The sequence below is a fragment of the Pseudobacteroides sp. genome, assembly GCF_036567765.1.
In the GTDB taxonomy this organism is placed as follows: Bacteria; Bacillota; Clostridia; order Acetivibrionales; family DSM-2933; genus Pseudobacteroides.
In genome coordinates this window covers 13,593-36,900 of the sequence record NZ_DATCTU010000121.1, presented here as the reverse complement: position 1 = coordinate 36,900, position 23,308 = coordinate 13,593, and the positions used below count along the sequence as shown (strand labels likewise).

The 23,308-nt window shown below is 36.2% G+C and carries 16 protein-coding genes, 1 tRNA gene and 2 riboswitches; of the genes, 15 read left to right on the top strand and 2 right to left on the bottom strand.

Features of this window, described 5'->3' with window-relative positions:
- Positions 1-255: 255 nt before the first annotated feature.
- Positions 256-396, top strand: coding sequence for an SHOCT domain-containing protein (locus VIO64_RS20055; RefSeq protein ID WP_331921522.1), 141 nt, complete (start codon positions 256-258; stop codon positions 394-396).
- Between the two features lie 50 nt (positions 397-446).
- On the opposite strand, the gene VIO64_RS20050 is transcribed toward VIO64_RS20055, so the two are convergent.
- Positions 447-3,428, bottom strand: coding sequence for a CotH kinase family protein (locus VIO64_RS20050; RefSeq protein WP_331921521.1), 2,982 nt, complete (start codon positions 3,426-3,428; stop codon positions 447-449).
- A 450-nt stretch (positions 3,429-3,878) separates the two neighbouring features.
- Between VIO64_RS20050 and VIO64_RS20045 the strand changes: the two genes are divergently transcribed.
- The 9 genes from VIO64_RS20045 (at position 3,879) to VIO64_RS20005 (ending at position 11,646) form a co-directional block, all read left to right on the top strand.
- Positions 3,879-4,253, top strand: a complete 375-nt coding sequence (locus VIO64_RS20045) for a response regulator (RefSeq protein WP_331921520.1) — start codon at positions 3,879-3,881, stop codon at positions 4,251-4,253.
- Between the two features lie 6 nt (positions 4,254-4,259).
- Positions 4,260-5,144: a hypothetical protein gene (locus VIO64_RS20040; protein WP_331921519.1), complete on the top strand. Its 885-nt coding sequence runs from the start codon at positions 4,260-4,262 to the stop codon at positions 5,142-5,144.
- Positions 5,145-5,540: 396 nt separating this feature from the next.
- A complete protein-coding gene (locus tag VIO64_RS20035) occupies positions 5,541-5,909 on the top strand; it encodes a hypothetical protein (RefSeq protein WP_331921518.1) in 369 nt (122 codons plus the stop codon).
- 130 nt (positions 5,910-6,039) lie between these two features.
- A complete protein-coding gene (locus tag VIO64_RS20030; protein ID WP_331921517.1) occupies positions 6,040-7,116 on the top strand; it encodes a DUF4261 domain-containing protein in 1,077 nt (358 codons plus the stop codon).
- A 280-nt stretch (positions 7,117-7,396) separates the two neighbouring features.
- Positions 7,397-7,780, top strand: coding sequence for an STAS domain-containing protein (locus VIO64_RS20025; RefSeq protein ID WP_331921516.1), 384 nt, complete (start codon positions 7,397-7,399; stop codon positions 7,778-7,780).
- Positions 7,781-8,209: 429 nt separating this feature from the next.
- A complete protein-coding gene (locus tag VIO64_RS20020; RefSeq protein WP_331921515.1) occupies positions 8,210-9,781 on the top strand; it encodes a DUF3369 domain-containing protein in 1,572 nt (523 codons plus the stop codon).
- Between the two features lie 215 nt (positions 9,782-9,996).
- On the top strand, positions 9,997-10,161 hold the full coding sequence (locus VIO64_RS20015) for a hypothetical protein (RefSeq protein ID WP_331921514.1): 165 nt from the start codon (positions 9,997-9,999) through the stop codon (positions 10,159-10,161).
- 277 nt (positions 10,162-10,438) lie between these two features.
- Positions 10,439-10,520: transfer RNA gene (locus VIO64_RS20010), tRNA-Leu, on the top strand.
- A gap of 973 nt (positions 10,521-11,493) precedes the next feature.
- A complete protein-coding gene (locus tag VIO64_RS20005; protein WP_331921513.1) occupies positions 11,494-11,646 on the top strand; it encodes a hypothetical protein in 153 nt (50 codons plus the stop codon).
- An 81-nt stretch (positions 11,647-11,727) separates the two neighbouring features.
- On the opposite strand, the gene VIO64_RS20000 is transcribed toward VIO64_RS20005, so the two are convergent.
- On the bottom strand, positions 11,728-14,586 hold the full coding sequence (locus tag VIO64_RS20000) for a cellulose binding domain-containing protein (RefSeq protein ID WP_331921512.1): 2,859 nt from the start codon (positions 14,584-14,586) through the stop codon (positions 11,728-11,730).
- Positions 14,587-15,114: 528 nt separating this feature from the next.
- Positions 15,115-15,198: riboswitch (cyclic di-GMP riboswitch) on the bottom strand.
- Positions 15,199-15,591: 393 nt separating this feature from the next.
- Here VIO64_RS20000 and VIO64_RS19995 point away from each other — a divergent pair.
- The 5 genes from VIO64_RS19995 (at position 15,592) to VIO64_RS19975 (ending at position 23,279) form a co-directional block, all read left to right on the top strand.
- Positions 15,592-16,719, top strand: coding sequence for a DUF2087 domain-containing protein (locus VIO64_RS19995; protein WP_331921511.1), 1,128 nt, complete (start codon positions 15,592-15,594; stop codon positions 16,717-16,719).
- A 186-nt stretch (positions 16,720-16,905) separates the two neighbouring features.
- Complete coding sequence (locus VIO64_RS19990; RefSeq protein ID WP_331921510.1) at positions 16,906-19,227, top strand: anaerobic ribonucleoside triphosphate reductase; 2,322 nt, start codon at positions 16,906-16,908, stop codon at positions 19,225-19,227.
- 18 nt (positions 19,228-19,245) lie between these two features.
- A complete protein-coding gene (gene nrdG, locus VIO64_RS19985; RefSeq protein WP_331921509.1) occupies positions 19,246-19,755 on the top strand; it encodes an anaerobic ribonucleoside-triphosphate reductase activating protein in 510 nt (169 codons plus the stop codon).
- A gap of 242 nt (positions 19,756-19,997) precedes the next feature.
- The gene (locus tag VIO64_RS19980) at positions 19,998-22,088 is read left to right on the top strand and encodes a sensor domain-containing protein (protein ID WP_331921508.1); all 2,091 of its coding nucleotides are present in this window, start codon (positions 19,998-20,000) and stop codon (positions 22,086-22,088) included.
- A 98-nt stretch (positions 22,089-22,186) separates the two neighbouring features.
- A riboswitch (TPP riboswitch) is annotated at positions 22,187-22,325 on the top strand.
- Positions 22,326-22,505: 180 nt separating this feature from the next.
- Positions 22,506-23,279 carry a thiazole synthase gene (locus tag VIO64_RS19975; RefSeq protein WP_331921507.1) on the top strand — a complete coding sequence of 258 codons (774 nt, stop codon included), beginning with the start codon at positions 22,506-22,508 and terminating at the stop codon, positions 23,277-23,279.
- Positions 23,280-23,308: the final 29 nt, after the last annotated feature.

Genomic DNA, 23,308 nt, shown 5'->3' with positions numbered 1-23,308 from the left:
ACCACAAATATACTCTTATCATAACTGTTGCTAAAAAGTGAGAAAATCAGCAAGGTAATAGAGGGGGGATTAACAATGTAAAGTAATCAAAATTTGATATTGGTTATATATTTCCATTAATAAATTACAAAGATATTGAATACTTTATTTAGGAGTTATTGTATGAGGAGCAATTAAATGGTCATAGGTAAAAGTATGAAAAAATATAAAAAGTTTTTCTTGTCTGATAAAAATCCGAGGAGGTTTTATGAAAAAATGAATATCGAGAAGAAAGATCCAGGTATTCAATATATTGTATCAAAGCATATTTTAAAACACTTGCTTTTAAAGGGTGTCATTACAGAGGATGAATACAACCGTATCAATAATGAAAATATAAAAAGCCTGGAACAGTAACAAGGAGATACCGAACTTTAAACTTTAAAGTTCGGTATCTCCTAATAGCACTACTGATTGTAACTTGACGAAGTCGCATTAAAATGCTTGGCTATTGCGACAATGTCAGCCATATTGACTGAATTGTCCCTGTTCAAATCAGCGTTTAAGTTATATGTTTCGCTTCCGGCAACAGAGTTGAATGATTTTGCTATCTGGATAACATCCTTCATATTTATACTGTTATCCTGAATGCCATCAATAAGAATATCGCCGGCCCAGATATTTGCAGGGCTTGATTTTGCAAAAAGGAGCCTGTCCTCTTTTATGACAACATTCTCAATTTCTCTTGCAAGATAGTTGTCTTTGCTAATCCTCACTGTATACCCGGTAAGGTTCTCGGGAACACTATTAATCTCGAAAAATCCCTCTGAATTTGTGCTGGCTGATATTCCCTTACCTACCAATTCTACTTTGAACCCTTCTTTAATGTTTGGTGAACTTGACAAAATGTCCGGGTTTACATAACCGGTGAGTTTAAAACTGGTAACTGATGTAGGCGAGGGTGTAGGAACAGTATTTTCGGGTTTGAAAACAGCTGTTATATTCAAGTTCGCCGAGGGGGTAAAGGTTATGGTATCTGCTGTTGATGCAGCACCTGGTACTCCTTCCCAATGATCAAATTTATAACCGGCAGTTGGGATTGCCTTTAAGGTCACAGGAACTCCGTTAAAGTATGTACCTGACCAGTTTGAGGGAGTGGTAATCCCAGGAGTAGTTGATTTTATATCGATTGAATTAATCCTAACAAAACCTGCTGACATATCTGTATTTATGTTGATTTGAGATGTTCCTGTTACACCATCGTTTTTGAATTTGTTTATTATATGTTCCCTCACGGCGGAAGGCCTTTTATCAGCATATGATTTAATATACTGGAGGTTGCTGTCCCATGTCAGGCCTCCAGGATAGGAGCTAACCATATCTATAACTCTCCATCTTCTGCTTTGCTCCGGCATTGCTTTTTCAATTGCAGATTTGCACTCATCTATTCTTTGTTTGACTCTTTTTGGGTCAAAAGATGTATTTAATTGATCAGCAAAGCAATTTATAAAATCATTTCGGAAATCGGTATTTTTTAATAAGGTCTTAAGAAGAAATACTGCCCATGGCTGATTTGCATAGGCAAAGTCACCTTCCTCAGGCTTATCTGCGGTAGCAAAGCTCAGTGTATCAAAAGTCACGCTTTTTTCATATAAGCCAAATCCGAAATCCGTATCTCTCAAAAGCCATCTCCATCTTCCGTCCTGACCGTATGGTGCCTCAGGATGATACTTGCCGTCATCGGTTTTATATCTCCAAACACTTAAATTGTTTCCCGGCCAGTCATAATTTCCAAAGAAAATTTCCGATACGTTATACTCTATATAATTTTTGATATCCATTTTAGTATTTATATAGTCATATGTAGTTTGCTCTGCTATTGAATTGGTTTTTAGATAATTTATTATATCATTGATATAAGGTTTCTCATCTCCAGGTTTTCCCTCCTGAACACTGGGATATTCCCATACGTCAAGAATAACTGCTTTATCTTTATCAAGATTGTAATGAGAAGCTAAATATTCACTGTCATAACGTTCACGAATGTTATAAATACCCCAAAACTCGCCATCCAAAAATACTACTGAGGGTCTATAGGCTTGGGTATCAATACTCAGGTGTGAAACAAGGCTCTGCATCATGGCGTCTCTGAACATAACGCCTGTCCATCCGATATCATTTGCAGTATTCCTGAGGATAAGGCGTTGAAAGCTGTCTAGCTTTTTTCCGGTTGCTTTCTTTTTTAGCCCTGGAAAAACTTCATACTTAAATTTGTTTGTATCGTCATATCCGTGATCTGCATATAATCTGAAAGACTTTTGTGGAATTTTACGGGAATAGCCGCCGTTAATCCTCATACCGCTGTTCTGAGAGAAAGCAAGTGTTCCGTCCTTTTCGAAAAACTCAATATGTACAGGTCTTTCCCATGCATCACCTTTATTTTCAAAATTTTCGTTTACATAAATTCCTGTAGTATCATCAAATAGATTATCCCTGTCGGTAACAAGAGATATTACCGGTAAGTTGTATCTGTCCTTCATATTGGGATCAATGAAATATGTATGAGTTATTATTTTGCTTTTTGTGCCGTCTTCTCTGATAGATGCTGCCCTTATTGTGGAGCATTTAAAAACTTCTCCGATTGGCTTCTGCCACTTATTCCATTGATCATTGGATATATTGGATATCATTGAAAGAACATTAGGTTCTCCAACCCTGCTTCGTATGCTTATTCCATTTTCGTACAAATATGTCCCTTCAGCTCCAGGCACAGGATCAGAGCCATCTAAGGTATAGTATATCTTAATCCCTTCCTGATCGGTTGAAAGCTTAAGGTCAATACCTTCATTGTAAAATCCTCCCTTGTGGGAAAAGAGGGGCTCTTTAACCAGTACTGTTGCGTTTGAGTAAACATTGGATTTGTTGGGAGTTGATTTGGAAAATATAACCCACTCGGAAGACCCATCAGATTTTCGTCCATAGGACCCATTATCCCCTAAAGCAGCCGTTGTAACACTGTCGATAATAGTACCGTCAGGTTTTTTTAATGTTATAAGTTCTCCGGATGTGCTTAGCTTAAAATTGGTATGCATTTGGCCGTCTTTCGCGATTTTGTTTTTGTCAGATGCCCATACAAGAAGATAACCTTTTGCAGGTACAGTGCCTTTTGGAAAGCTCCATTTGGCAGATGAGTCGGATAGTGTATATCCCGTTAAATCAATAGGCTCTGTTCCGGAATTGTAAATTTCAATCCAGTCCGAATAAGCTCCGCCAAGGCTTCCGTAGCTAGGATCATCCACGTCACCGTCCCTTAGGGTATCGGTGTTAGAAGACATTACCTCATTAATAAAGAGTGCTTGTCCTGCCTCAGCTGTAACTGCCGGACCCGCCTGTGGTACTAATGATGTCAGCATTGCAATAGTTAATAAACATGACATCTTCTTTTTCATTTTTCTTTCCCCCTACCTAATTTGAATAAATATATTAAATAAAATTAATATTTGCAAATGTTTCTCTTTTACATGCTAATTGCTGTTATAGCAATATTATATCATATTGATCATAAAAAAGATTAGCTAAATTAAAAGTGTTTGTAGTCTTACATTTGTTATACTTTTAAGACTATTAATATTCTGTGACAAAAAGATTTATATTTTTTGGACAATTTATATAATTTATGTTATAATATAATAAACGATTTATTTTCTGAGATTTTTTAATTCCATCATGTCAATAAAAAATCATTTTTTCATCTTTTTATTTATTAAATATTCTTTAGTTTTTGATTGTTTTTTAGGTATATAATTAATATTTTCTTATTAATCAACCGAGACGGCTCAATGTCAAATCTTTTGTGGTACACATTTGCAATTCAAACCAATAATTAAGGAGGAAATGTCATGGGTTCTAGTTCGTTAAAAATTCTTGTTTGTGATGACTCTATTTTAATCAGAAAAAAGCTTAAGGACTACTTGGTGGATTGTGGTTGTGAAGTTCTTGAAGCATTGGATGGACAAAAGGCTGTGGATATGTACAAGGAAGAGAAGCCAGACTTGGTATTTATGGATATTGTAATGCCCGTTAAAACCGGTATACAGGCAACTGAAGAAATAATACAGTTTGATAAACATGCTAAGGTAGTAATTGCATCCTCGTCAGGTACAAAAACTCATTTAAAGCAAGCCCTTGAAGCAGGGGCATATGAATTTGTCCAGAAACCTATTGATGAAACCCAGGTAAAGAACATTATTGCTAACTTTAAAAAGGAGGACTAATAGTATATGTTTACTCAACTATTTGGAAGTTTTCTTTTAAATAAAAAACTGGTTACAATTGAACAGTTAATGGATGCTTTAAACTACCAGAGTTCAGTCCGTCTTAAACTTGGTGTTCTAGCTGTAAATGCAGGATATATGACGTCTGATGACATCAACAAAGTGCACGATGTACAGTCAAAAGTAGATAAGAAATTCGGCGAGATTGCCATCGAAATGGGATTTCTTGATGAAGAAAAAGTTAATAAGCTTTTATCATCACAAAAAACAGGGTATTTACTTTTGGGACAAGCACTGGTTGATAAAAACTATATGACACTTAAGCAGTTTGAGGAAGCTATTAACATTTACAAGAAAGAGCACAGCCTCACAAATGAACAACTTCAGTCTATAGACAGCGGTGATTTTACAGCAGTTGTCAATGAATTTTACCGCTTTGATAATCTTCCCGGAGGCGAAATTTATAAAGACTATTTTTCTCTTCTTCTGAGAAATATTATTAGATTTATTGATGGAAGCTTTATCCCCAAAGAAAAGAAATCCATTTCAAACTATAAATATGAATGGATGGTTTCACAAAATATATTCGGTAACATAGGGCTTGGTACATATATATGCGGAAATGAAAAGGCATTTATAGGCTTTGCCGCCAAGTTTGCACAGGAAAACTTCAGTGTAAATGATGAATATGTACAGGCATCGGTTGGAGAGTTTCTAAATCAGATAAACGGATTGTTCCTTGTAAATATGTCAAATAGCAATATTGAGTTGGAGTTAACACCGCAGATTGTTGAAAATCATGGTACCCTATCCGATCTATCGGAAGCTTATTGCATTACAATTGAGTTTCCTTTTGGTGAGATAGATTTCATAATATCCAAGACTATCTAGACTATCTAATGATAATGATTTGTTATAAGTGTTATACACCCAAATTACCTTGATAGATACAGAATTGTAAAATAATGTGCCGGTCGGACTGGAATAGCTCTTATTTCGCTATTCCGCTCACTGTATATAACTAGATTTACAGTTCGGTATCTATAATAAAAGTGTTAATAATCTTACATTTGGCGAAGCAAATAACGAACGGTTCAACGGGATTTGCGACAGACAAATGTAATAGATTTATCACTTTTATTCTATAGGTTTGGGTGTATTTAATTTATATTTATTATAATTAAAAGAATAACCTTAATGTTCCTTAATGTTTTGATACAATTGCACAATGTTACATTTACTGATAAAATAAATAAGTTGAAATTAAAACTTAAGGGCGGAATAATAATGATTATCAAAAAGGAATGGGGCATAGGCGGATATATAATTGTTGGAGCTGGTATTCTGGCAGGATTGTCGATGATTATGAGCTGGGTCAATTTGTCAACCTTAGCCAGAAACGGTATTCAACAAAGCACATACTTTTATTTGGTATTTTTTATTTATCCGATTATTATTACACTTAAAAATTGTAGAATAAATAAGCCAATAGGATATATATGCAGCGGACTTGCTATTTTTTGTGGAATCAGGTACATAACTACCAAAAGCACATTTTTTTTTGGTAATTTATCTTCAACAGGAGCATATGTGTTTACATTGTCATCGATTATGCTTTTGGTGGGAATCTATTTGTTCCGAAATAAAGCAGTATAATGCAAAGCACATCTTCACTAATTATAATAAATAACTTGCGGAAATTATGAAACTGGGCTAAGATTAATACAGATGAAATTTAAGCAGTAGATTTTCAAACTTTATATATAAAATGTGTTGGAGGTGCAATATGCCTAAGGGATTATTTTCGCAAGGCATGGTGGTTCTTTTATCGGAACCTGTTTTATTCAGCAAACTAGAGCAAATTCTTGCAGAGGACTTCAAACTTGTAGCCAAAAACGAGAATTCTGAGCAGTGGTATTTTGGAGGCCCTAGTGTTTTGATTGCGTATCGCCCTGAAGTTAATGGATATATAACGGTTGATTTGGTGGACAAACCTTGGCCGGATCATATGGGTCATCCTGAAGATGAAAAGATGCTCTTTGGTGCATGGTCAATGGGCTACTTTGGTCCATTTACTTATCCTGGAAACCTAAGTCATGCAGCTCAGCAGTCATGGCTTTATGAGGATGGGGGCAAAAATGCGGCAGAGCATAAGGCTTTTATAAGAGTTCGCTCAAGTTATGTCTTAGGCAACGTAGACAATGATGCACCTGTTTTGCCAGAAAACTATGATTCAGGTCACGAGATGATGTTTTTAACTAAGGTTTGCCAAAATATACTTCAGATGTCTGAAGCGTTGTGCTATTTTAATCCTAATGGTGAATGTCTGGCTTCTGACGAAATAGTTGACGGTCTTTTGGAAAGATACGAACAAGCAGGTCTCTATCCCCTCGAATTATGGGCGAATATTCGTTTGTTTAATTTTCCTGATAATGACAAATGGGCGTTAATGGATACAGTGGGTATGGGGCAGCTTGATACAGTGGATCACGAGGCTATATTTATTAAGGGTGAATTTGAGCCCAATGAAGTCGTAAACTTTTTCAGAAACACTTCTGTATTTTACCTTAATAATAAGGGACTTGTTTTTAAAAATGGAGAGATAATTGATGGGCCAGGCGGCATAGGCTGGCAGGGCGTAGCTATTGAAGAGGGTATTGCAGCTCCGCCAAGATCGGTCATAAGATGGTTTCCTGCTGATGGAAGCGAAAGACCTGAAGAATACTTGGGTGAGCTTAAAAATTATGTAAATAAAAACCCTGATGATTTGGATGATGACGAATATGATGAAGATGAGAATCGGTCATCGGGTGATGATGGTGAAGAAAAAAAGGGATTCTTTAAAAGAATACTAGGAAAATAATCAGGAGTAAGAAATCTCGGAGACAAAATGTCTGCGAGATTTTTTAATGATTAGCAAACTCAAGACAACGATCAAGGCTGAAAAATCAATTCGTGTTTTTTATTAACATAATAAAAGGATATTCAGAATTTATGTAGAATTATTTATATTATAATATTATAATTCAATTCATTTATCTTTCTATGTAAAAAGTTTTTAATCTCCTACATTTGTCCTGTGTATTTTCATTATGGTTTTTTTATTGATTTTGAGTTATTTTAAGGAAAGGATTGTGGATGTTATGAGTAAAGATCTGAATTCAGATATAATATTAGTTTCTGAATCGATAACAGAGAGAAATCAAATAATTAAATTTAACGGCTGTCTTGTATTCAATACAGCACAAATGGTAAAGGATAAGATCAGCAAGCTTTTGATCGATGCAGAAGGATATATACTTGATTTTTCAGGAATTACTAAGATAGATAGTGCAGGATTTGGCGTGATTTTTAACTTTATGAGTAAGAAGCCTCACAAATCACCAGTTGTGGCAGTAGTAAAGGACACGTTCATCTTAGAGCTTTTCAAAATAACAAAAGTGGACCAAATATTGCCACTTTGTGGGTCAATTGAGGATGCTAAAGATATAATTGATTATATAATGTCAATGAAGACAACAGTATAACTTTGTAATCAAACAGAAATAAGGTGCAGTTTATGCACCTTATTTCTGTTTTTGGGGAGACTTCAATTAAATTTTATATTAATTTGCGTACTGACTCTATATGATTATAGAACCAGAAAACCAATATGTATCTTATTATTACTATTTTTCTATATCTTTTCAATGTAATTATTTGATATATGATAGCATTTTTTTGTGCTATTGCTTTGTTAACTGATGGATAGCATTTTTTTGTCATGCATTAAGCAGAAATTTATTTACTAATCTAAAGTAGGCTTTTACAGACTAATGAATTGGAAATAGGATTACAATAGGACTATGCAAAAAATATATACCTGCCGATAATATAAAAGATATAACCATTGATGTAATATGATATGTTGATTTTATTTTTAGATATACAATATTCTGGTAGAGGTGAGAATCATTATGAGTTTGGAAAGAATAGAAAAGGAGTTTCATAGTTCTGTTGATGATGAAATGATTCTTTTATTGGATAATGATGAGGAGCAAAAGGAATGTTTAGACTACTGGAATATATTGGTAGTTGATGATGAGGCTTCTGTTCATAGCATAACAAAAATTATTCTTGAGGAGTTTAAGTATGGGGACAAAGGTCTTAAGATATATGATGCTTACACAGAAGAGGAAGCAATGAGGATAATTACTGAACAACCGGAAATTGCAGTTGTTCTACTGGATGTTGTTATGAATTCAGATGATAGTGGATTCAAATTTATTAAATATGTCAGAGAGGAACTGGGAAACAAGCTTGTCAGAATTATCTTAAGGACAGGACAGCCAGGACAAGCACCCGAGCGAAAAGTTATTATTGATTATGATATCAATGACTATAAGCTTAAGTCTGAAATTACTGCAGATAGGTTGTTTGTATCTGTATTTACTGCTTTAAGATCGTATAACGATATGAAGGTATTGGAAGACAGCAAAAAAAGTCTAGAGAAAATAATAAAATCATCACATGAGTTATACAAAAACCAATCCTTTAACAGTTTGATAGCAAGCATGCTGCTGCAGCTCAACTCTATTTTAATTGGCAGTAATGTTGTTGAAGTTTCAGATGTATCGATACTAGAAGCCACTAAAAAGGGGGATTCGTTTTATATAGAGTCAGCGGTGGGATGCTGTTTTGATTGTATAGGAAAAAGAATTGAGGATGCTTTGCCTCAGAAATCGTTGGAAATGATAAATAAAGCAGTAAGGGAAAAAGATAAGGTTTATGAAGAACAAAATTTTGTCTCATATTTTCAAAGCAGTTTAGGATCTGAAAATATTATTTTCATAAAAAACAACAAGGAGTTCAACGAACTTGAGAGGGATCTGACAGAGATTTTCTGCTCAAACATTTCCATGGCGTTTGATAATTTTTATTTAAAACAGGAGATTAATACGAGCCACAAGGAGATAATATTCACCCTTGGTGAAATTGCAGAAACCAGGTCCAATGAAACAGGATTCCATGTAAAAAGGGTTGCAGAGTATTCAAGGGTTATAGCCATAGAATCGGGGCTGTCTGAGGAAGAAGCTGAGCTAATTAGCATCGCGTCCACTATGCATGATGTTGGAAAGCTTGGAATACCAGACTCAATATTAAATAAGCCGGGAAAGCTCACTAGCGATGAATTCGAGTGCATAAAAACACATTCCTCCATAGGATATAACATGCTAAAGCATTCAAAGGGCAAGATAATTAGTGTAGCTTCTGTCATAGCACTTCAGCATCATGAAAAATATGACGGCACAGGTTATCCCAATAGATTAAGCGGTGAGGAAATCGACTTACACGCAAGAATTGTTGCCATTGCCGATGTGTTTGATGCTTTGGCTTCAAAAAGAGTTTATAAAGAGTCGTGGGATATTGAAAGAATTATAGAACTGTTCAAAAATGAGGCAGGTAAGCACTTTGACCCCAGGCTTACAGCAATTTTTCTCAATAATATTGACTACATGCTTAATATAAAAAATAGTTTTCCTGACTAGGGAGAATATGTCAGTCATTTAGTGTATAAGGGTGATTTAGTATAAGTTTAAAGCATATTTTAAAGAAAACAAGCATTTATATAGTATTAGAAAATGAATGTAAAGAGCTTGTGACTAATATATACCTTGGTTCGCCGACACAGGTCCCGGAGCAGTATTTTCCATAGATTTTATGTAAATCAATAAGTTATAATATTCCTAAGGGGGTGTGGGTTATGTTTGGTGATGACTACAAATTAGTGCCAAGGACTTATTCTATTAAAAGCTATAAAAGACGTAAATCTACCAAACTTAAAAGGGCTTTCAAGGTCACATTTTACACTGCCATTGTGCTGGCTGTTATAGGGGTTTCAATTTTATCAGCAGCACATTATATCTAAATATAAAAGGCAACTGATTTATTTCATTAATGCTTTTTATATAGCTACATATCACGTTAAGACACTTAAGATAACAGCGACTTTTCTTGATGTCCAGGATAGTTTGGGTGAAATTATGGTGTCTATTGAACGTTGAAGTCCATTTTATATATAGGCACCATAAATTTTCGCTTTGCATCCTATATTTTCTCTTATAGCGACTTTTCAGAACTTTTCAGTATTGTGTTGACAAATCCAATAAACCGAATTATAATATTATAGTCTTAAAAAATTATATGCGGATGTGGTGGAATTGGCAGACGCGCTGGATTTAGGTTCCAGTGGGCAAACCCGTGCAGGTTCAAGTCCTGTCATCCGCACTAGAAGGGTTTAAGAAAGTTTTGGTTTCTTAAACCCTTCCTTTAACACTCGAGCAAGTTTAAAATCCTGTAAAACCTTAATATAAAAGGCTATACAGGATTTCGTGTTTATATAAAAAGTGAGTACTTTTTTATCATCCCACCATCTCTATCAAAATCCACACTTGGAACATCCCTGCTATCCCAATCAACACTGTTGAAGGCCTTGGCAACTTTCGAGTGGCTATTGTGCATCTGGTATTTAAAATTATATAATTGGTTTATATAAATGGGTTGCAGAAAATTTGCCTGGATCATATGGATTAATATATGTTCATGATAATGAGGATTTTAAAGGCTCTATATGGAATCCAACAACTGATGATACTAATAAATTTATAGTATGAAAATTGGCAAGAGGTGTACTTACAAAGGAGGAAGATCCTTTCTTGTCCCCCTGCATACCAATTATATAAGATCCATTTGACCCATCAAGGGATGATTAAATCAAAAGTTGAGGAGAATAGGAAATTATGGCACTAAGGAAGTTTATTATAGTGGTTTTGAGTGTAGCGTTAATGGTATCTATGGTTATTGCATGTAGCAATAATTCATAATTGGGATAGTATATTTTGGGAAATTATAGATTGTACGAACGAGTATTATAAATATGTAGAAGAGTCTCTTAAAGGGATATCAGATATATCAATTAAAGAATGCATTTACTAATAATCAAATTTTTGAATAGACCAGAACTGCTGAGAGATTTTCCGCCATGGTCCGAGAAACTTCCCGAAAGGTTTAGGCTATAAGCGGTATAGAAAACAGGTTTTTGACCTGATTGACGATATAACCGGTAAAATAAAACGTACTGAAGGCCCTGTGGGCTATGGCTGACTGATTGACAAGAACGGAATAAACTGGAAAGGATACAGTCATTCCAATTAAGGGCTGGCAATTGATCTTAACGGTTATGTATGGAACAGGACCTTAGGTGAAGATGTTATTCGTAAATTTTCACCCAATGGAAGACTTGTCGGAAGCTATAATCAAGGAAACAACAATGCCCGGGGATGTGTTGTCGATAAATATAATTAAAATAACAAGTCTTTTTACACTCAAGTCCTCATCCGCACCAAGGGTTTGAGGGTGTGCGTAATTTCTTGAAGCAAGAAATTACGCACAATTTACTAACGAATTCTAATTATATTTTATGTTTTGCCATCAATTAATTAAAATTCAACCCGTCAATATAAATTGAGAATATATTATCATGGTCAGTAGTCAGTATGGTAGATCCTATAGATATTTCAACATAGTTAACCTTCTTCATAATCGTATCCTTAAGAGCATTAACTGCATTTGTTCTATCTGAACCTGTTAGATTGGGGTTTATATATCCGATAACATTACTCTCCCACATACTATCTCCATTAAGGGGGACAGTGAAATCATTCCATACATTAGGATTCAGCAAATAGTTCTTATAAATACCGCTATTCTTTGGAATGTACTCTATCTTGTTACCGTTGTCCATGCATAATCTGATTATCGGGTTTGTGCCATTAATAAGATTAAAGTTCTGGCCAGGCTTTATAGAAAACTTAACACTGGTCTTGCCGGCTAAATTCCACCCTGCATTTTTACTTAATGGATAGAAAATATCGTTTCGACCTTTTGACCCGCTTTCTACATCTTTGGAACAATTAATTTCTGCCTTTAATGAATTATTACCATATTTTACGTTTTGTGCTTCTTCAGTAGTTGACTTATTAATCATGGTTAGAGTGGCATTTTTTCCGCTTATATTATGCGAGTGCCAGTAGCCCCATTCCAGACCTCTGCTTGAATTTTGCTCAGTCCCGTACTCGTTGTTTATAGGATTGTGAGTTGTAGGAAGTGGAGTTGGGAAGCCGGTAACATTATAGGTTATGCTGCTTCCGTTAAACCGATTGAAGTCATAAACATAGTACCACCAGTTATTTAATATACCGTTACTATTTACACCTGGGTTATGTGGAAGATGATTTAACCACCACATATGATATGCTAAAGGTGTATAACCCATCTCCTTATACGAAGTACCTACTTCATAGTAGTTATATGCACCGAAATCATACGGACCAATCATTTTGTATACAGGAGGTGAAGGAAGATTTGGATAGCTGTACCAGTCATCTGCACAACTGCTGACATAGTTGCCAGGTCTCCAAGTTTCTGGAGCCTCCCAACCATAATCGATTCCTCGTATGGAGTTTGGCGGGAAGTGACTCGAGCCTACGTTGGCATTTCCCGGTGATGATGCAGCAAATCTATCGTCATTGGTTCCGCATCCTTGCTGATCTGCTGTCCTAAATCTGCCCCATAAGTTGTAATTTCTTAGTTCAAGTTCATTACTGGCAGGAGGCTTAATGGTATTCTCTTTATAAACATACATGGAAATGTTTCTAGGCCAGGTACCAGCTCTATTTGCATCAGAAATACTTGACATTACACCTTCAAACATATGTATATTTGCATCAAATGTTCTGCTATCACAAAGTATCATTGAAAAGAAAAAGGATCTTGAACATGCAACCGATTTATCTGAACGAAATACTTCATGATCAGGTAAATCTAAGCCGATATTTCTATTGCCTAAAAGTGGATTTTCGGCAAAACCACAAAGTGGTGGTCCGCCTAAAAACCAAACAGCGTCGATTTCTCCCTTTTCCACAAGGTCAATAATTGAGTTTCCACCAAACTCAGTGTATTGCTTTGATACCATCTTCTGATAATCAACTCCCCCATGTGGGCCAACATCATATATAATGTTAGACTTCATTGTACTTAGGTGATCTTTATTTGAACATCCCTTATTTGAACAATGTTGTGGATCACATGCCATTTCTAAAATGAGCTCATCATTTTGCTGAAAGTTACTGTCGTTAGCAGGCGGGTATTCGTTTAAAGCTATAACTTTATTATTATAAAATTCAAAGTCAATGGTTTGGTTTGAGGCAAATTTATAAATATTCTTTGCATTTTTTAAAAACTGATCCTTGTACCTGTGCATCTTTGAGGAATCATTAAACTCTCCAGGCATACTGCCATCACTGTTGGTAACAACATTACCGCGAAGCTCGCTTACCCTTCTGTTTGCCATGTTGTTTTTATAATGCTGGGCTAAATTTACACCATTTATTGTTTGGTTTGCGTATTTTGTGGGTACATTAGGGCCGAGAACCGGGTCATAAGTTAAGGCCAATACTTTATAAGATGTTTTTACCTTTACTTCATTAGTAGTTTTTACATAAATTGAATCAGAAGTTGCAATTTCCATACCGGAGCTATCTAAGGCACTTACTCTATAAGTATATGTAATAAGCGGGTTGCGGCCAAAATCACTAAAGTACCCGGATTTGCTCTGTGTTTTGCCTATTAGAAAATCGTTTCTGTAAACAGCGTATTTGTCTACTGCTTGTGTAACCAGAGGCGTCCAGTTGAGCTTAACTGAAACTGCATCTACTTCTACAGCTTTTAAATTTTGTATAGTCAGTGCACTAGGCTCTTTTCCCCAGTATAAAGCACCTGAAATATGTGCAGTAACTTTTTCCCAATCAACATATCCTGTAGTATTTTCAAAAGCATCCTTGTTGTAAGAGTAATCATTTGATTGGTCAAAATTAGAATAATCAGGCTTTGCAAATCTAGATTTTATTAGTACAGAAGAATTTGGAGGAATGGTACCCTTTTTAAAAGTCAATTCAAAATATCTGTCTGCATTTGTTGCATTGTTTACAATACCGAATCTACCAACTATATCCAAGCTTGAGATATTACTTGCATCATCTATCCAAAAATTAAAGGTTTCAGTGGTGGATTCAGCAGTAAAATAATATCTTATGGCTACTTTGGTTAAATCAATTGAATTTGTGTCGGTATTTACAATTTTAAAATTCGGGCAAATCTGATTAGATGCATTTTGGCTGTGACAAGTCTGAATCTTTATAGATGTTACTGCTGTGACTTTTATAGCCGGTAATGCTATTGTTGCCAAAATACAAAGTGTGACAATTAAAGTTATCATTGATTTGATTTTTTTCATACGTGTCCCTCTCTTTCTTTAAAGCTTCAGATTTTAGTAGCAACTTCTTTGTGTTGATTTGTTGCGTTCTTTTTTGCTATTGTTTCTCAAATTTTTACAATTCTTTTGCGGCTTAAGTCACCTCCTAAATACGTACCGTATAATATAATCATAAGTGCAAACCCTATCCATACTGGTATTATAGTAGCTGTATAAATATATTGTTATGTATGCGATAAGATTAAAAAAACTATATCATGAATATTAAAATGATAGTTGGAATAAAAGCTGAAAGATTTATGCAAATTTTCTGAATTGATTTGTTTTTTAACTAATTTTTTATTAAGTAATGTGAAGATTGGAGTTTTACATAGATAAGGGGATAATTAATGGGAAAAACATAAACAAAAAAGGGATTCTTTCGAATCCCTTAATTAACTCATAATTTAATTGCTATACGCAAACTTCCTTAAAAAAACATGGTATAAGGAAATAATATCTAGGACCTATCTCCTCTCATAGTTTAAAGAGTTATAAACAGAACCTTTTAATGGTAACCTGGCGATCATAGCATACTGCCTTAGACCCACGGCTTTGCGTCATTATCTTTCGAAAACTTTGCCCTGTTTCATAAGTCTCTATTTATATCTCCTTATACCGAGTAGAAATAGGAGGTTTACGTACAATTATATTGTAGCACCTCTGTCGAAAAAAGTACAACTTTGTAATACCTCGTCTAATCCTCTAAAATTGTATATTTGGTGATTATATAAGATTGTGTTTTTAAATCATCAAATTATTAAGCAATACTTGATGGGACGTAGTTTAAAAAATAATTCTATCATGACCAGGTGAGTTTGTCAAATGTTTCTAGAAAAATTATTTATAAATTTTTCTAGAATGAAGGATTTTTTATAGATAAATGATTCAGCAATTAAGGGGATTTATAATTGGAACTTGACACAATACAAACAAAAATATAATATATCTATATGACAACAAACAAAATGCAAAGGTGTTGATATAATGAATGAAAATGAAAGGTTGTTTAATTCTCCGTTGTCCGACATCAAAAGAGGATATGCAGACGAGAGTGATAAATATGTGTGCCTGATTTGTGGTGAATCCATAGAGAAAGGACTTGTCTATTCAAAAGGAAATATATTTTATGAAGCTGAAAAATACATGAAGCTTCACATAGAAAGTTCACATGGAAGCGTGTTTGAATATTTAATAGATCTTGATAAGTCTTTAAACGGACTTTCACCTCACCAAAGCAAACTTTTAAAGCTTTTTTATCAAGGTATGGGAGATGAAGAAGTAAAGAATGAAATGGGCATCGGTAGCAGTTCAACTATAAGAAATCATAGGTTTGTGCTTAGAGAGAAGGAGCGTCAGGCTAAAATATTTCTTGTGCTGATGGAGCTTTTAAAGGAAGGTTCAAGTAAGACTTACAATAACGTAAAACGTCAGACTGCCCCTAAGGCTGGAAGTGGAAGACATATTGCAACACAACAAGAAAAGGATAAAATAATTGAAAAGTATTTCCCAGAAGGAATTGATGGCCCTCTAAAGACCTTTGACATGAAAGAAAAAAGCAGGATTGTTGTGTTGGAACAATTAGCAGCCAGGTTTGATAAAGAGAATGTGTACAGCGAAAAAGAGGTCAATGAAATTTTGAAAGGGGCATCTGAGGATTTTGTTACTTTAAGACGATACCTTATAGAATATGGATTTATGGACAGAAAGCAGGACGGCAGCCAGTATTGGATAAGGAAATATGATAGCGGCAGGGAGGTGTTGGATTTGGACCGCAGGAAGGAACTGAAAAATCAGTTTAAGGAACTGAAAACAGAAGCGGGAGTTTACCAGATAAGAAATACTATAAACAATAAGATATTATTAGTTGCCACTCCCAATCTTAAAACTATAAATGGCAGGCAGATAGAGCTTAATACAGGAGGATACAGGAACAAGCTCCTTCAGGAGGAATGGACAAAATACGGAAATGAGGCTTTTGTATTTGAGGTGCTTGAAGTATTGGAACAGCCGGAGGAAGGTTTTTTTGATATGAAGGATGAACTAAAAAAACTGGAGAAAAAATGGCTGGAAAAGCTTCAGCCATATGGAGATAAAGGATACCATAAAATTTAGTCCCAAAAAACCATATTAAAATATCGGATTGACACAATATATTGTATGTGATAATATTAAGTCACTAAATATTGCACAAAACAAACGTTATAAATACAGGTTTAATAATAAAAGCTCTTCGGCTAACGGAGGCTTTTATTGTGTCTTATGAAGGTATGTACATATATGGGGAGGATACGGACAGGTATGATAAGTAAAATCAAAAAGCGTGACGGAAGAGAAGTACCGTTTAATATTGAAAAAATAGCGAATGCTATTTTCAAGGCTGCTACAGCAACCGGAGGCAAGGACTATGATTCTGCAATGGCTTTGGCAATAAGGGTTGCAGAATATATTGAAAACTCGCAAGGAAAGCTTACTCCTACAGTTGAGGAGATACAGGATGCAGTTGAAATAATTCTAATGGAAACAGGCCATGTACGCACTTCAAAGGAATTCATATTATACAGGGCTGAACGGACAAGAATAAGAGAAATGAATACAAGGCTTATGAAGGTTTATGAAGAATTAACCTTTAAGGAAGCCAAGGACAACGACATGAAGCGTGAGAACGCAAACATTGATGGCGATACTGCAATGGGCACAATGCTTAAGTATGGCTCTGAAGGAGCAAAGCAGTTCTATGAGATGCGTGTTTTAAAGCCGGAGCATGCCAAGGCCCATAAAGAAGGAGATATACATATTCATGACATGGACTTCCTTACTCTTACAACAACATGCTGCCAGATTGATATAACCTCTCTTTTCAAAGGAGGTTTCAGTACGGGACATGGACATTTGAGGGAACCAAATGATATACATAGTTATTCAGCACTGGCTTGCATAGCTATACAATCAAATCAGAATGACCAGCATGGTGGACAGAGCATACCTACCTTTGATTACGGCATGGCACCGGGTGTTGGCAAAACGTTTATACGGCTGTACAAGGAGAATCTGGTTAAGGCGTTGAATCTATTGGCCGATATTACCGATGCGGATGAGAAGGTAAAGCTTATAGTTGATAAAATAAAGGAAAATCATGGGCTAAACCCTACATTAGGGCGTGGGGATCTTTATGGCAAGTATGAAGAGGAATTATTGATAGAGCTTGTTAAAGATACAGATATAGCCCGTAAGTGCCAGAAGTTTGCCGTTAAAATGGCGGAATCCGAAACAGACAGAAGAACATATCAGGCAATGGAAGCCTTTGTACATAATCTAAATACAATGCACAGCAGAGCTGGAGCACAGATTCCTTTTAGCTCCATAAACTACGGCATGGATACTTCGCCTGAAGGAAGGCTTGTAATAAAAAATCTTTTGCTTGCTACAGAGGCAGGCCTAGGGAATGGAGAAACCCCAATATTCCCTATACATATTTTCAAGGTTAAGGAAGGAGTTAACTATAACCCTGAAGACCCTAACTACGATTTGTTCAAGCTTGCATGCAGGGTAAGTGCAAAGAGGCTTTTTCCAAACTTTTCTTTCCTTGATGCACCATTTAACCTTAAATACTATAAGCAAGGTCATCCTGAAACTGAGATTGCTTATATGGGCTGCCGTACAAGGGTTATTGGAAATGTTCATGATGCTGAAAGAGAAGTCATTTATGGAAGAGGGAATCTCAGCTTTACAACTGTAAATCTCCCAAGAATAGCACTTAGAAGTAATAAAAATGTAAATATTTTCTTTGATGAGCTTGAAAGAAAAATAAAGCTTGTTATTGATCAACTTATTGAGCGTTATAATATTCAGGCAAGGAAAAAGGTCAAAAACTTTCCGTTCCTCATGGGGCAAGGCATATGGATAGACTCCGATAAGCTGGGCTGGGATGACGAGATTGGAGAGGTATTAAAGCACGGTACTTTGACAATGGGATTTATCGGACTTGCTGAATGTCTTAAGGCACTGATAGGCAAGCATCATGGTGAATCTCAGGAGGCACAGAACTTAGGTTTGGAAATTGTAGGCTTCATGAGAAGGAAGATGGATGAAGCAAGTGCACATTATAAAATGAATTTTACCCTTATTGCTACTCCTGCAGAGGGTACAGCAGGAAGGTTTGTTAAGTATGACAGGAATTTCTATGGAGTTATCGAAGGTGTAACAGATAGAGATTATTATACAAACAGCTTTCATATCCCGGTTTATTATGAGATAAGTGCTTTTGATAAAATAAGAATTGAGGCACCTTACCATGAGCTTACAAACGCTGGACATATTACGTATGTTGAGCTTGACGGAAATCCTTCACAAAACCTTGCTGCCTTTGAGAAGATTGTACGTGCTATGAAAGAGTCCGGTATTGGCTATGGCTCTATTAACCACCCTGTGGATAGAGATCCTGTCTGCGGATATACGGGAATTATAGGCAATGAATGCCCCTCATGCGGCCGTCAGGAGGGTGAGATGAAGTTTGAAAGAATCAGAAGGATAACCGGTTACCTCGTCGGAACACTAGAACGCTTCAATGATGCAAAAAAAGCGGAAGAAAGAGACAGAATAAGGCACTATGCAGGAACATAACCTGTGGAGGTACGAGAAATGAGTGTATTTATCAGAATAGCCGGAGTTGTAAAAGAGTCCATTGTTGACGGTCCGGGCATAAGGTATGTGATTTTTTCTCAGGGATGCAGACATAACTGCAGGGGGTGCCATAACCCCCACACCCATTCATTTGACGGAGGAAGTCTAGTAGATGTTGATGCCATAATAAATGAAATGAGAAAAAATCCGCTTTTAGATGGCATAACCTTAAGCGGAGGAGAGCCCTTTGAGCAGGCTGAAGGCTTTGCACAGCTTGCCAGAAAAGCCAGAGACTGTGGCTACAGTGTGATGACATATACAGGGTATTCCTACGAGCACATATTAAAGTACAGGCATCAGAGATCAGGATGGGATGAGCTTTTTGAGAATTCCGATGTTATTGTCGATGGCAAATACGAGGAGAACAAAAGAAACCTTATGCTTAGCTACAGGGGTTCGGAAAATCAACGTGTTATAGATGTAGGTCAATCTATTGCAATGAATAAGGTAGTTCAAATCGACATTTAATTTATGTCTATGACTTGGAAATTCTTTGATATAACTGTTAAAAGTAATTTTGTTTGATAATGTGAACTGTTATCAAATAAAATTACTTTTTTATATGACTTGGAAATTATTTTGTGAGTTCTATTGAATATGAGGTATATAAAGAATAAATGGAGGAGATTCCAAAAACGTGTAGAATATATACTAATCGTAGATATTGGCTGAGCATAACTAATAAGGTTAGAGGTAAAGGTGGTATAAAAATGGAGTTTACGGATAGGTTCTGCCAGATGGTAATAGAAAATATGAGTAATGCCTTTGCATATCACAGAGTTATTTTGGACGATTGCGACAGGCCGGTTGATTACGAATATATTGATGTAAACCTTGCCTTTGAAAAATTTACAGGTCTCTCAAGGGAGATGGTTATAGGAAAAACAATCAGGCAAATTGTTCCTCAAATTGATAAAGACACTGCCAATTGGATAGATTTTTTCGGTAGGGTTGCCATGGACGGAAAGGCCCAGGTTAAAGAGCATTATTCAGAAGCTTTCAACAGGTGGTATTCTGTAAATGCCTATTCTCCTGCTAAAGGTTACTTTATTGCAATTTTTAGTGATATAACGACGTTAAAAATGAATGAAGAAATATACAAGCTAATATCTGATGCAACGACAGATGGCATATGGTATTATGATATAATCGGCAATAAAAAGGCTTTTTCAGGTAAATGGTACGAAATAACAGGTTATGAAACAGACGAGATAGGGAATCTGAATTTATGGAATGGTATCATACACCCGGATGATCTGGACAGGACCTATGAAGCATACATGAATCATATTAACAACAGGATTGATAAATTTCAGTGTGAATGCAGGATAAAGACAAAGGATGGCATTTATAAGTGGGTAAGGGCAATCGGTAAGGCATTGTTTGATGAAGCCGGTAAAATGTATATGGTAGCCGGTGCTATTTCCGATATCAGTGAGTTAAAGGAACAGCAGGCATATATTGAATATATGGCATTTCACGATTCTTTGACAGGTCTTCCCAACAGGGCACTATTTATGGACAGGCTTTCAATAGCTGCAGGCCTTGCAGAAAGAAATCAAAGGAATGTTGCAGTTGTTTTACTGGATGTAGACAATTTTAAGGAAATTAACGACAGTATGGGCCATGATGTAGGGGATTTGCTTCTTAAAATAATAGCAAAGCGTCTTGCACAGAGTGTCAGGAACTATGAAACATTAGCAAGACTTGGAGGAGACGAGTTTGCCATACTGCTGCAGAACATAAGTGAGCAGGAGGAGGCTTTTGAATTTTGTGAACGCCTCAGGGAAGCCGTGGTTCAGCCTTTTGAGTTGTATATTCACACCGTAAATATAAGCATAAGCATTGGGATTGCCATGTATCCTAATGACGGAAAGAATATAATGGAAGTCTTAAGGAATGCTGATACGGCTATGTACAAAGCCAAAGCCCTGGGGAAAAACAATACACAGTTTTTTAGTCTTGACATGAAGGAAACGATGATAAGAAAGCATCTTATTGAGAGGAAGCTGAGAACAGCTCTGAGGGAACAGAAATTCACCCTCAATTATCAGCCTCAGGTAGATTTGGCTACCGGCAAAATCAGGGCAATTGAAGCACTTATTAGGTGGTTTGATAAGGACCTGGGTATTATTGAACCCTCAGAGTTTATACCAATAGCAGAAGAAACCGGCCTCATTGTATCGATCGGCGAATGGGTCCTTGAGAACGCATGCAGGCAAGGTGTGATGCTGAACATGAATTACCACCCTGATATGTTTATTTGTGTAAATGTATCATCTGTTCAGTTTAAACAAAATGACTTTTCAGAAATGGTAAAAAAGATCCTAGATGAGACTGGTTTTGACCCTTCTCATCTAGAATTGGAAATAACCGAAAGCATCCTTATTGATTCCTTTGAAAAGATATGCTTTATTTTGGAAGGGCTTAGGGATATGGGAGTGAGGGTGTCCATGGATGATTTCGGAACAGGTTATTCTTCTCTAAATTACCTCAAGAACCTGCCTCTAAATACTCTTAAAATAGATAAAAGTTTTATAAAGGATGTGGATAATGATACGATAGAAAAGGAAATAACGGGTTCAATTGTATCTTTGGTTCATAAGCTCAATATAGAGGTAGTGGCAGAGGGTGTAGAAACCAAAAGTCAGCTGGACTACCTCAAGGGCTGCAAGTGTGACAATGTTCAGGGCTATTTATTTGGAAGGCCTGTACCTGCAGAACGAATTCCTGAAGCAATAGTGAATGCGTCAAATGTTTTTGGACATACAGATGGGGATAATGGCTATAGTAATAATTAATGGTTATAATAATGGTTACAATTGTTAGAGAATTATTGCAGTGACATTAATAATGTGTTATAATTGCTTGAAAATAAAAATATAATAAAACATAATATTATATATGCTAGGGGTGCTTTTTAGGGATTGATTAGCGTAAGCTGTTATTAATCATTTCCAAGCTGAGAGAAACTTTTGTTTCAACCCTATGAACCTGATACGGATAATTCCGTCGTAGGGAAGCGATCGCAACATTTATTTAGATCATAGAGCTTACCCTTACGGGTAAGCTTTTGTTATGTCTAGGAAATTATGGTGTATGCTACACCACAATTTCTCACGACAACGATCAAGGTTGCAAAATCCCTTCGTGATTTTGTTACGTCCAGGAAATTATGATTTGGGGAGCATATAAGTTTTATAAAGGAGGATGGAGAAATGTCAAAGGATACTCTGGTAATTGGGGGAATAGAACTAAGAAGCAGATTATTTATCGGGTCTGGTAAATATTCATCAAATGCACTTATACCCAAAATTGTAGATAAGTCGGGAGCACAGGTTGTTACTGTTGCCGTAAGGCGTGTTGATTTGGAATCAAAGGATGAAAACATGCTGAATTTTATCCCGAAGGAATGTGTTCTGATGCCAAATACATCAGGGGCAAGGAATGCAGAGGAAGCTGTGAGAATTGCACGCCTTGCAAAGGCAATGGGTTGTGGAAACTGGATAAAGATTGAGGTAATATCCGATACTAAGTACTTGCTGCCTGATAATTTTGAAACCCTCAAAGCAACTGAAATTTTAGCTAAGGAAGGGTTTGTGGTTCTACCATATATGAGCCCTGATCTTATGATGGCAAAAAGGATGAGAGATGCGGGGGCTGCTGCAGTAATGCCTCTTGGGGCCCCTATAGGCACCAATAAAGGCCTTAAAACAAAAGAGCTGGTTAAAATTATGATAGATGAAATTGACCTTCCTATCGTAGTGGATGCCGGAATAGGCAAACCTTCCGAAGCAGCCGAGGCTATGGAGCTTGGTGCAGCTGCAGTGCTTGTAAACACTGCTATCGCTTCGGCTGGTGATGCCGTATCCATGTCGGAAGCCTTTTCGTTAGCTGTTAGGGCAGGAAGGATGGCTTATTTGGCAGGCACAGGAGCGGTTAAGGATTTTGCAGAAGCATCATCGCCCCTTACCGGTTTCTTAAACGGTTAACAGCAGTAAAAATAGTAGAAGTTTTAAGG

Excerpts from the sequence above, each read along its gene's own strand:
- VIO64_RS20055 (WP_331921522.1), top strand. The coding sequence starts at position 256 with ATGAATATCGAGAAGAAAGATCCAGGTATTCAATATATTGTATCAAAG.
- VIO64_RS20050 (WP_331921521.1), bottom strand. The coding sequence starts at position 3,428 with ATGAAAAAGAAGATGTCATGTTTATTAACTATTGCAATGCTGACATCA.
- VIO64_RS20045 (WP_331921520.1), top strand. The coding sequence starts at position 3,879 with ATGGGTTCTAGTTCGTTAAAAATTCTTGTTTGTGATGACTCTATTTTA.
- VIO64_RS20040 (WP_331921519.1), top strand. The coding sequence starts at position 4,260 with ATGTTTACTCAACTATTTGGAAGTTTTCTTTTAAATAAAAAACTGGTT.
- VIO64_RS20035 (WP_331921518.1), top strand. The coding sequence starts at position 5,541 with ATGATTATCAAAAAGGAATGGGGCATAGGCGGATATATAATTGTTGGA.
- VIO64_RS20030 (WP_331921517.1), top strand. The coding sequence starts at position 6,040 with ATGCCTAAGGGATTATTTTCGCAAGGCATGGTGGTTCTTTTATCGGAA.
- VIO64_RS20025 (WP_331921516.1), top strand. The coding sequence starts at position 7,397 with ATGAGTAAAGATCTGAATTCAGATATAATATTAGTTTCTGAATCGATA.
- VIO64_RS20020 (WP_331921515.1), top strand. The coding sequence starts at position 8,210 with ATGAGTTTGGAAAGAATAGAAAAGGAGTTTCATAGTTCTGTTGATGAT.
- VIO64_RS20015 (WP_331921514.1), top strand. The coding sequence starts at position 9,997 with ATGTTTGGTGATGACTACAAATTAGTGCCAAGGACTTATTCTATTAAA.
- VIO64_RS20000 (WP_331921512.1), bottom strand. The coding sequence starts at position 14,586 with ATGAAAAAAATCAAATCAATGATAACTTTAATTGTCACACTTTGTATT.
- VIO64_RS19995 (WP_331921511.1), top strand. The coding sequence starts at position 15,592 with ATGAATGAAAATGAAAGGTTGTTTAATTCTCCGTTGTCCGACATCAAA.
- VIO64_RS19990 (WP_331921510.1), top strand. The coding sequence starts at position 16,906 with ATGATAAGTAAAATCAAAAAGCGTGACGGAAGAGAAGTACCGTTTAAT.
- nrdG (WP_331921509.1), top strand. The coding sequence starts at position 19,246 with ATGAGTGTATTTATCAGAATAGCCGGAGTTGTAAAAGAGTCCATTGTT.
- VIO64_RS19980 (WP_331921508.1), top strand. The coding sequence starts at position 19,998 with ATGGAGTTTACGGATAGGTTCTGCCAGATGGTAATAGAAAATATGAGT.
- VIO64_RS19975 (WP_331921507.1), top strand. The coding sequence starts at position 22,506 with ATGTCAAAGGATACTCTGGTAATTGGGGGAATAGAACTAAGAAGCAGA.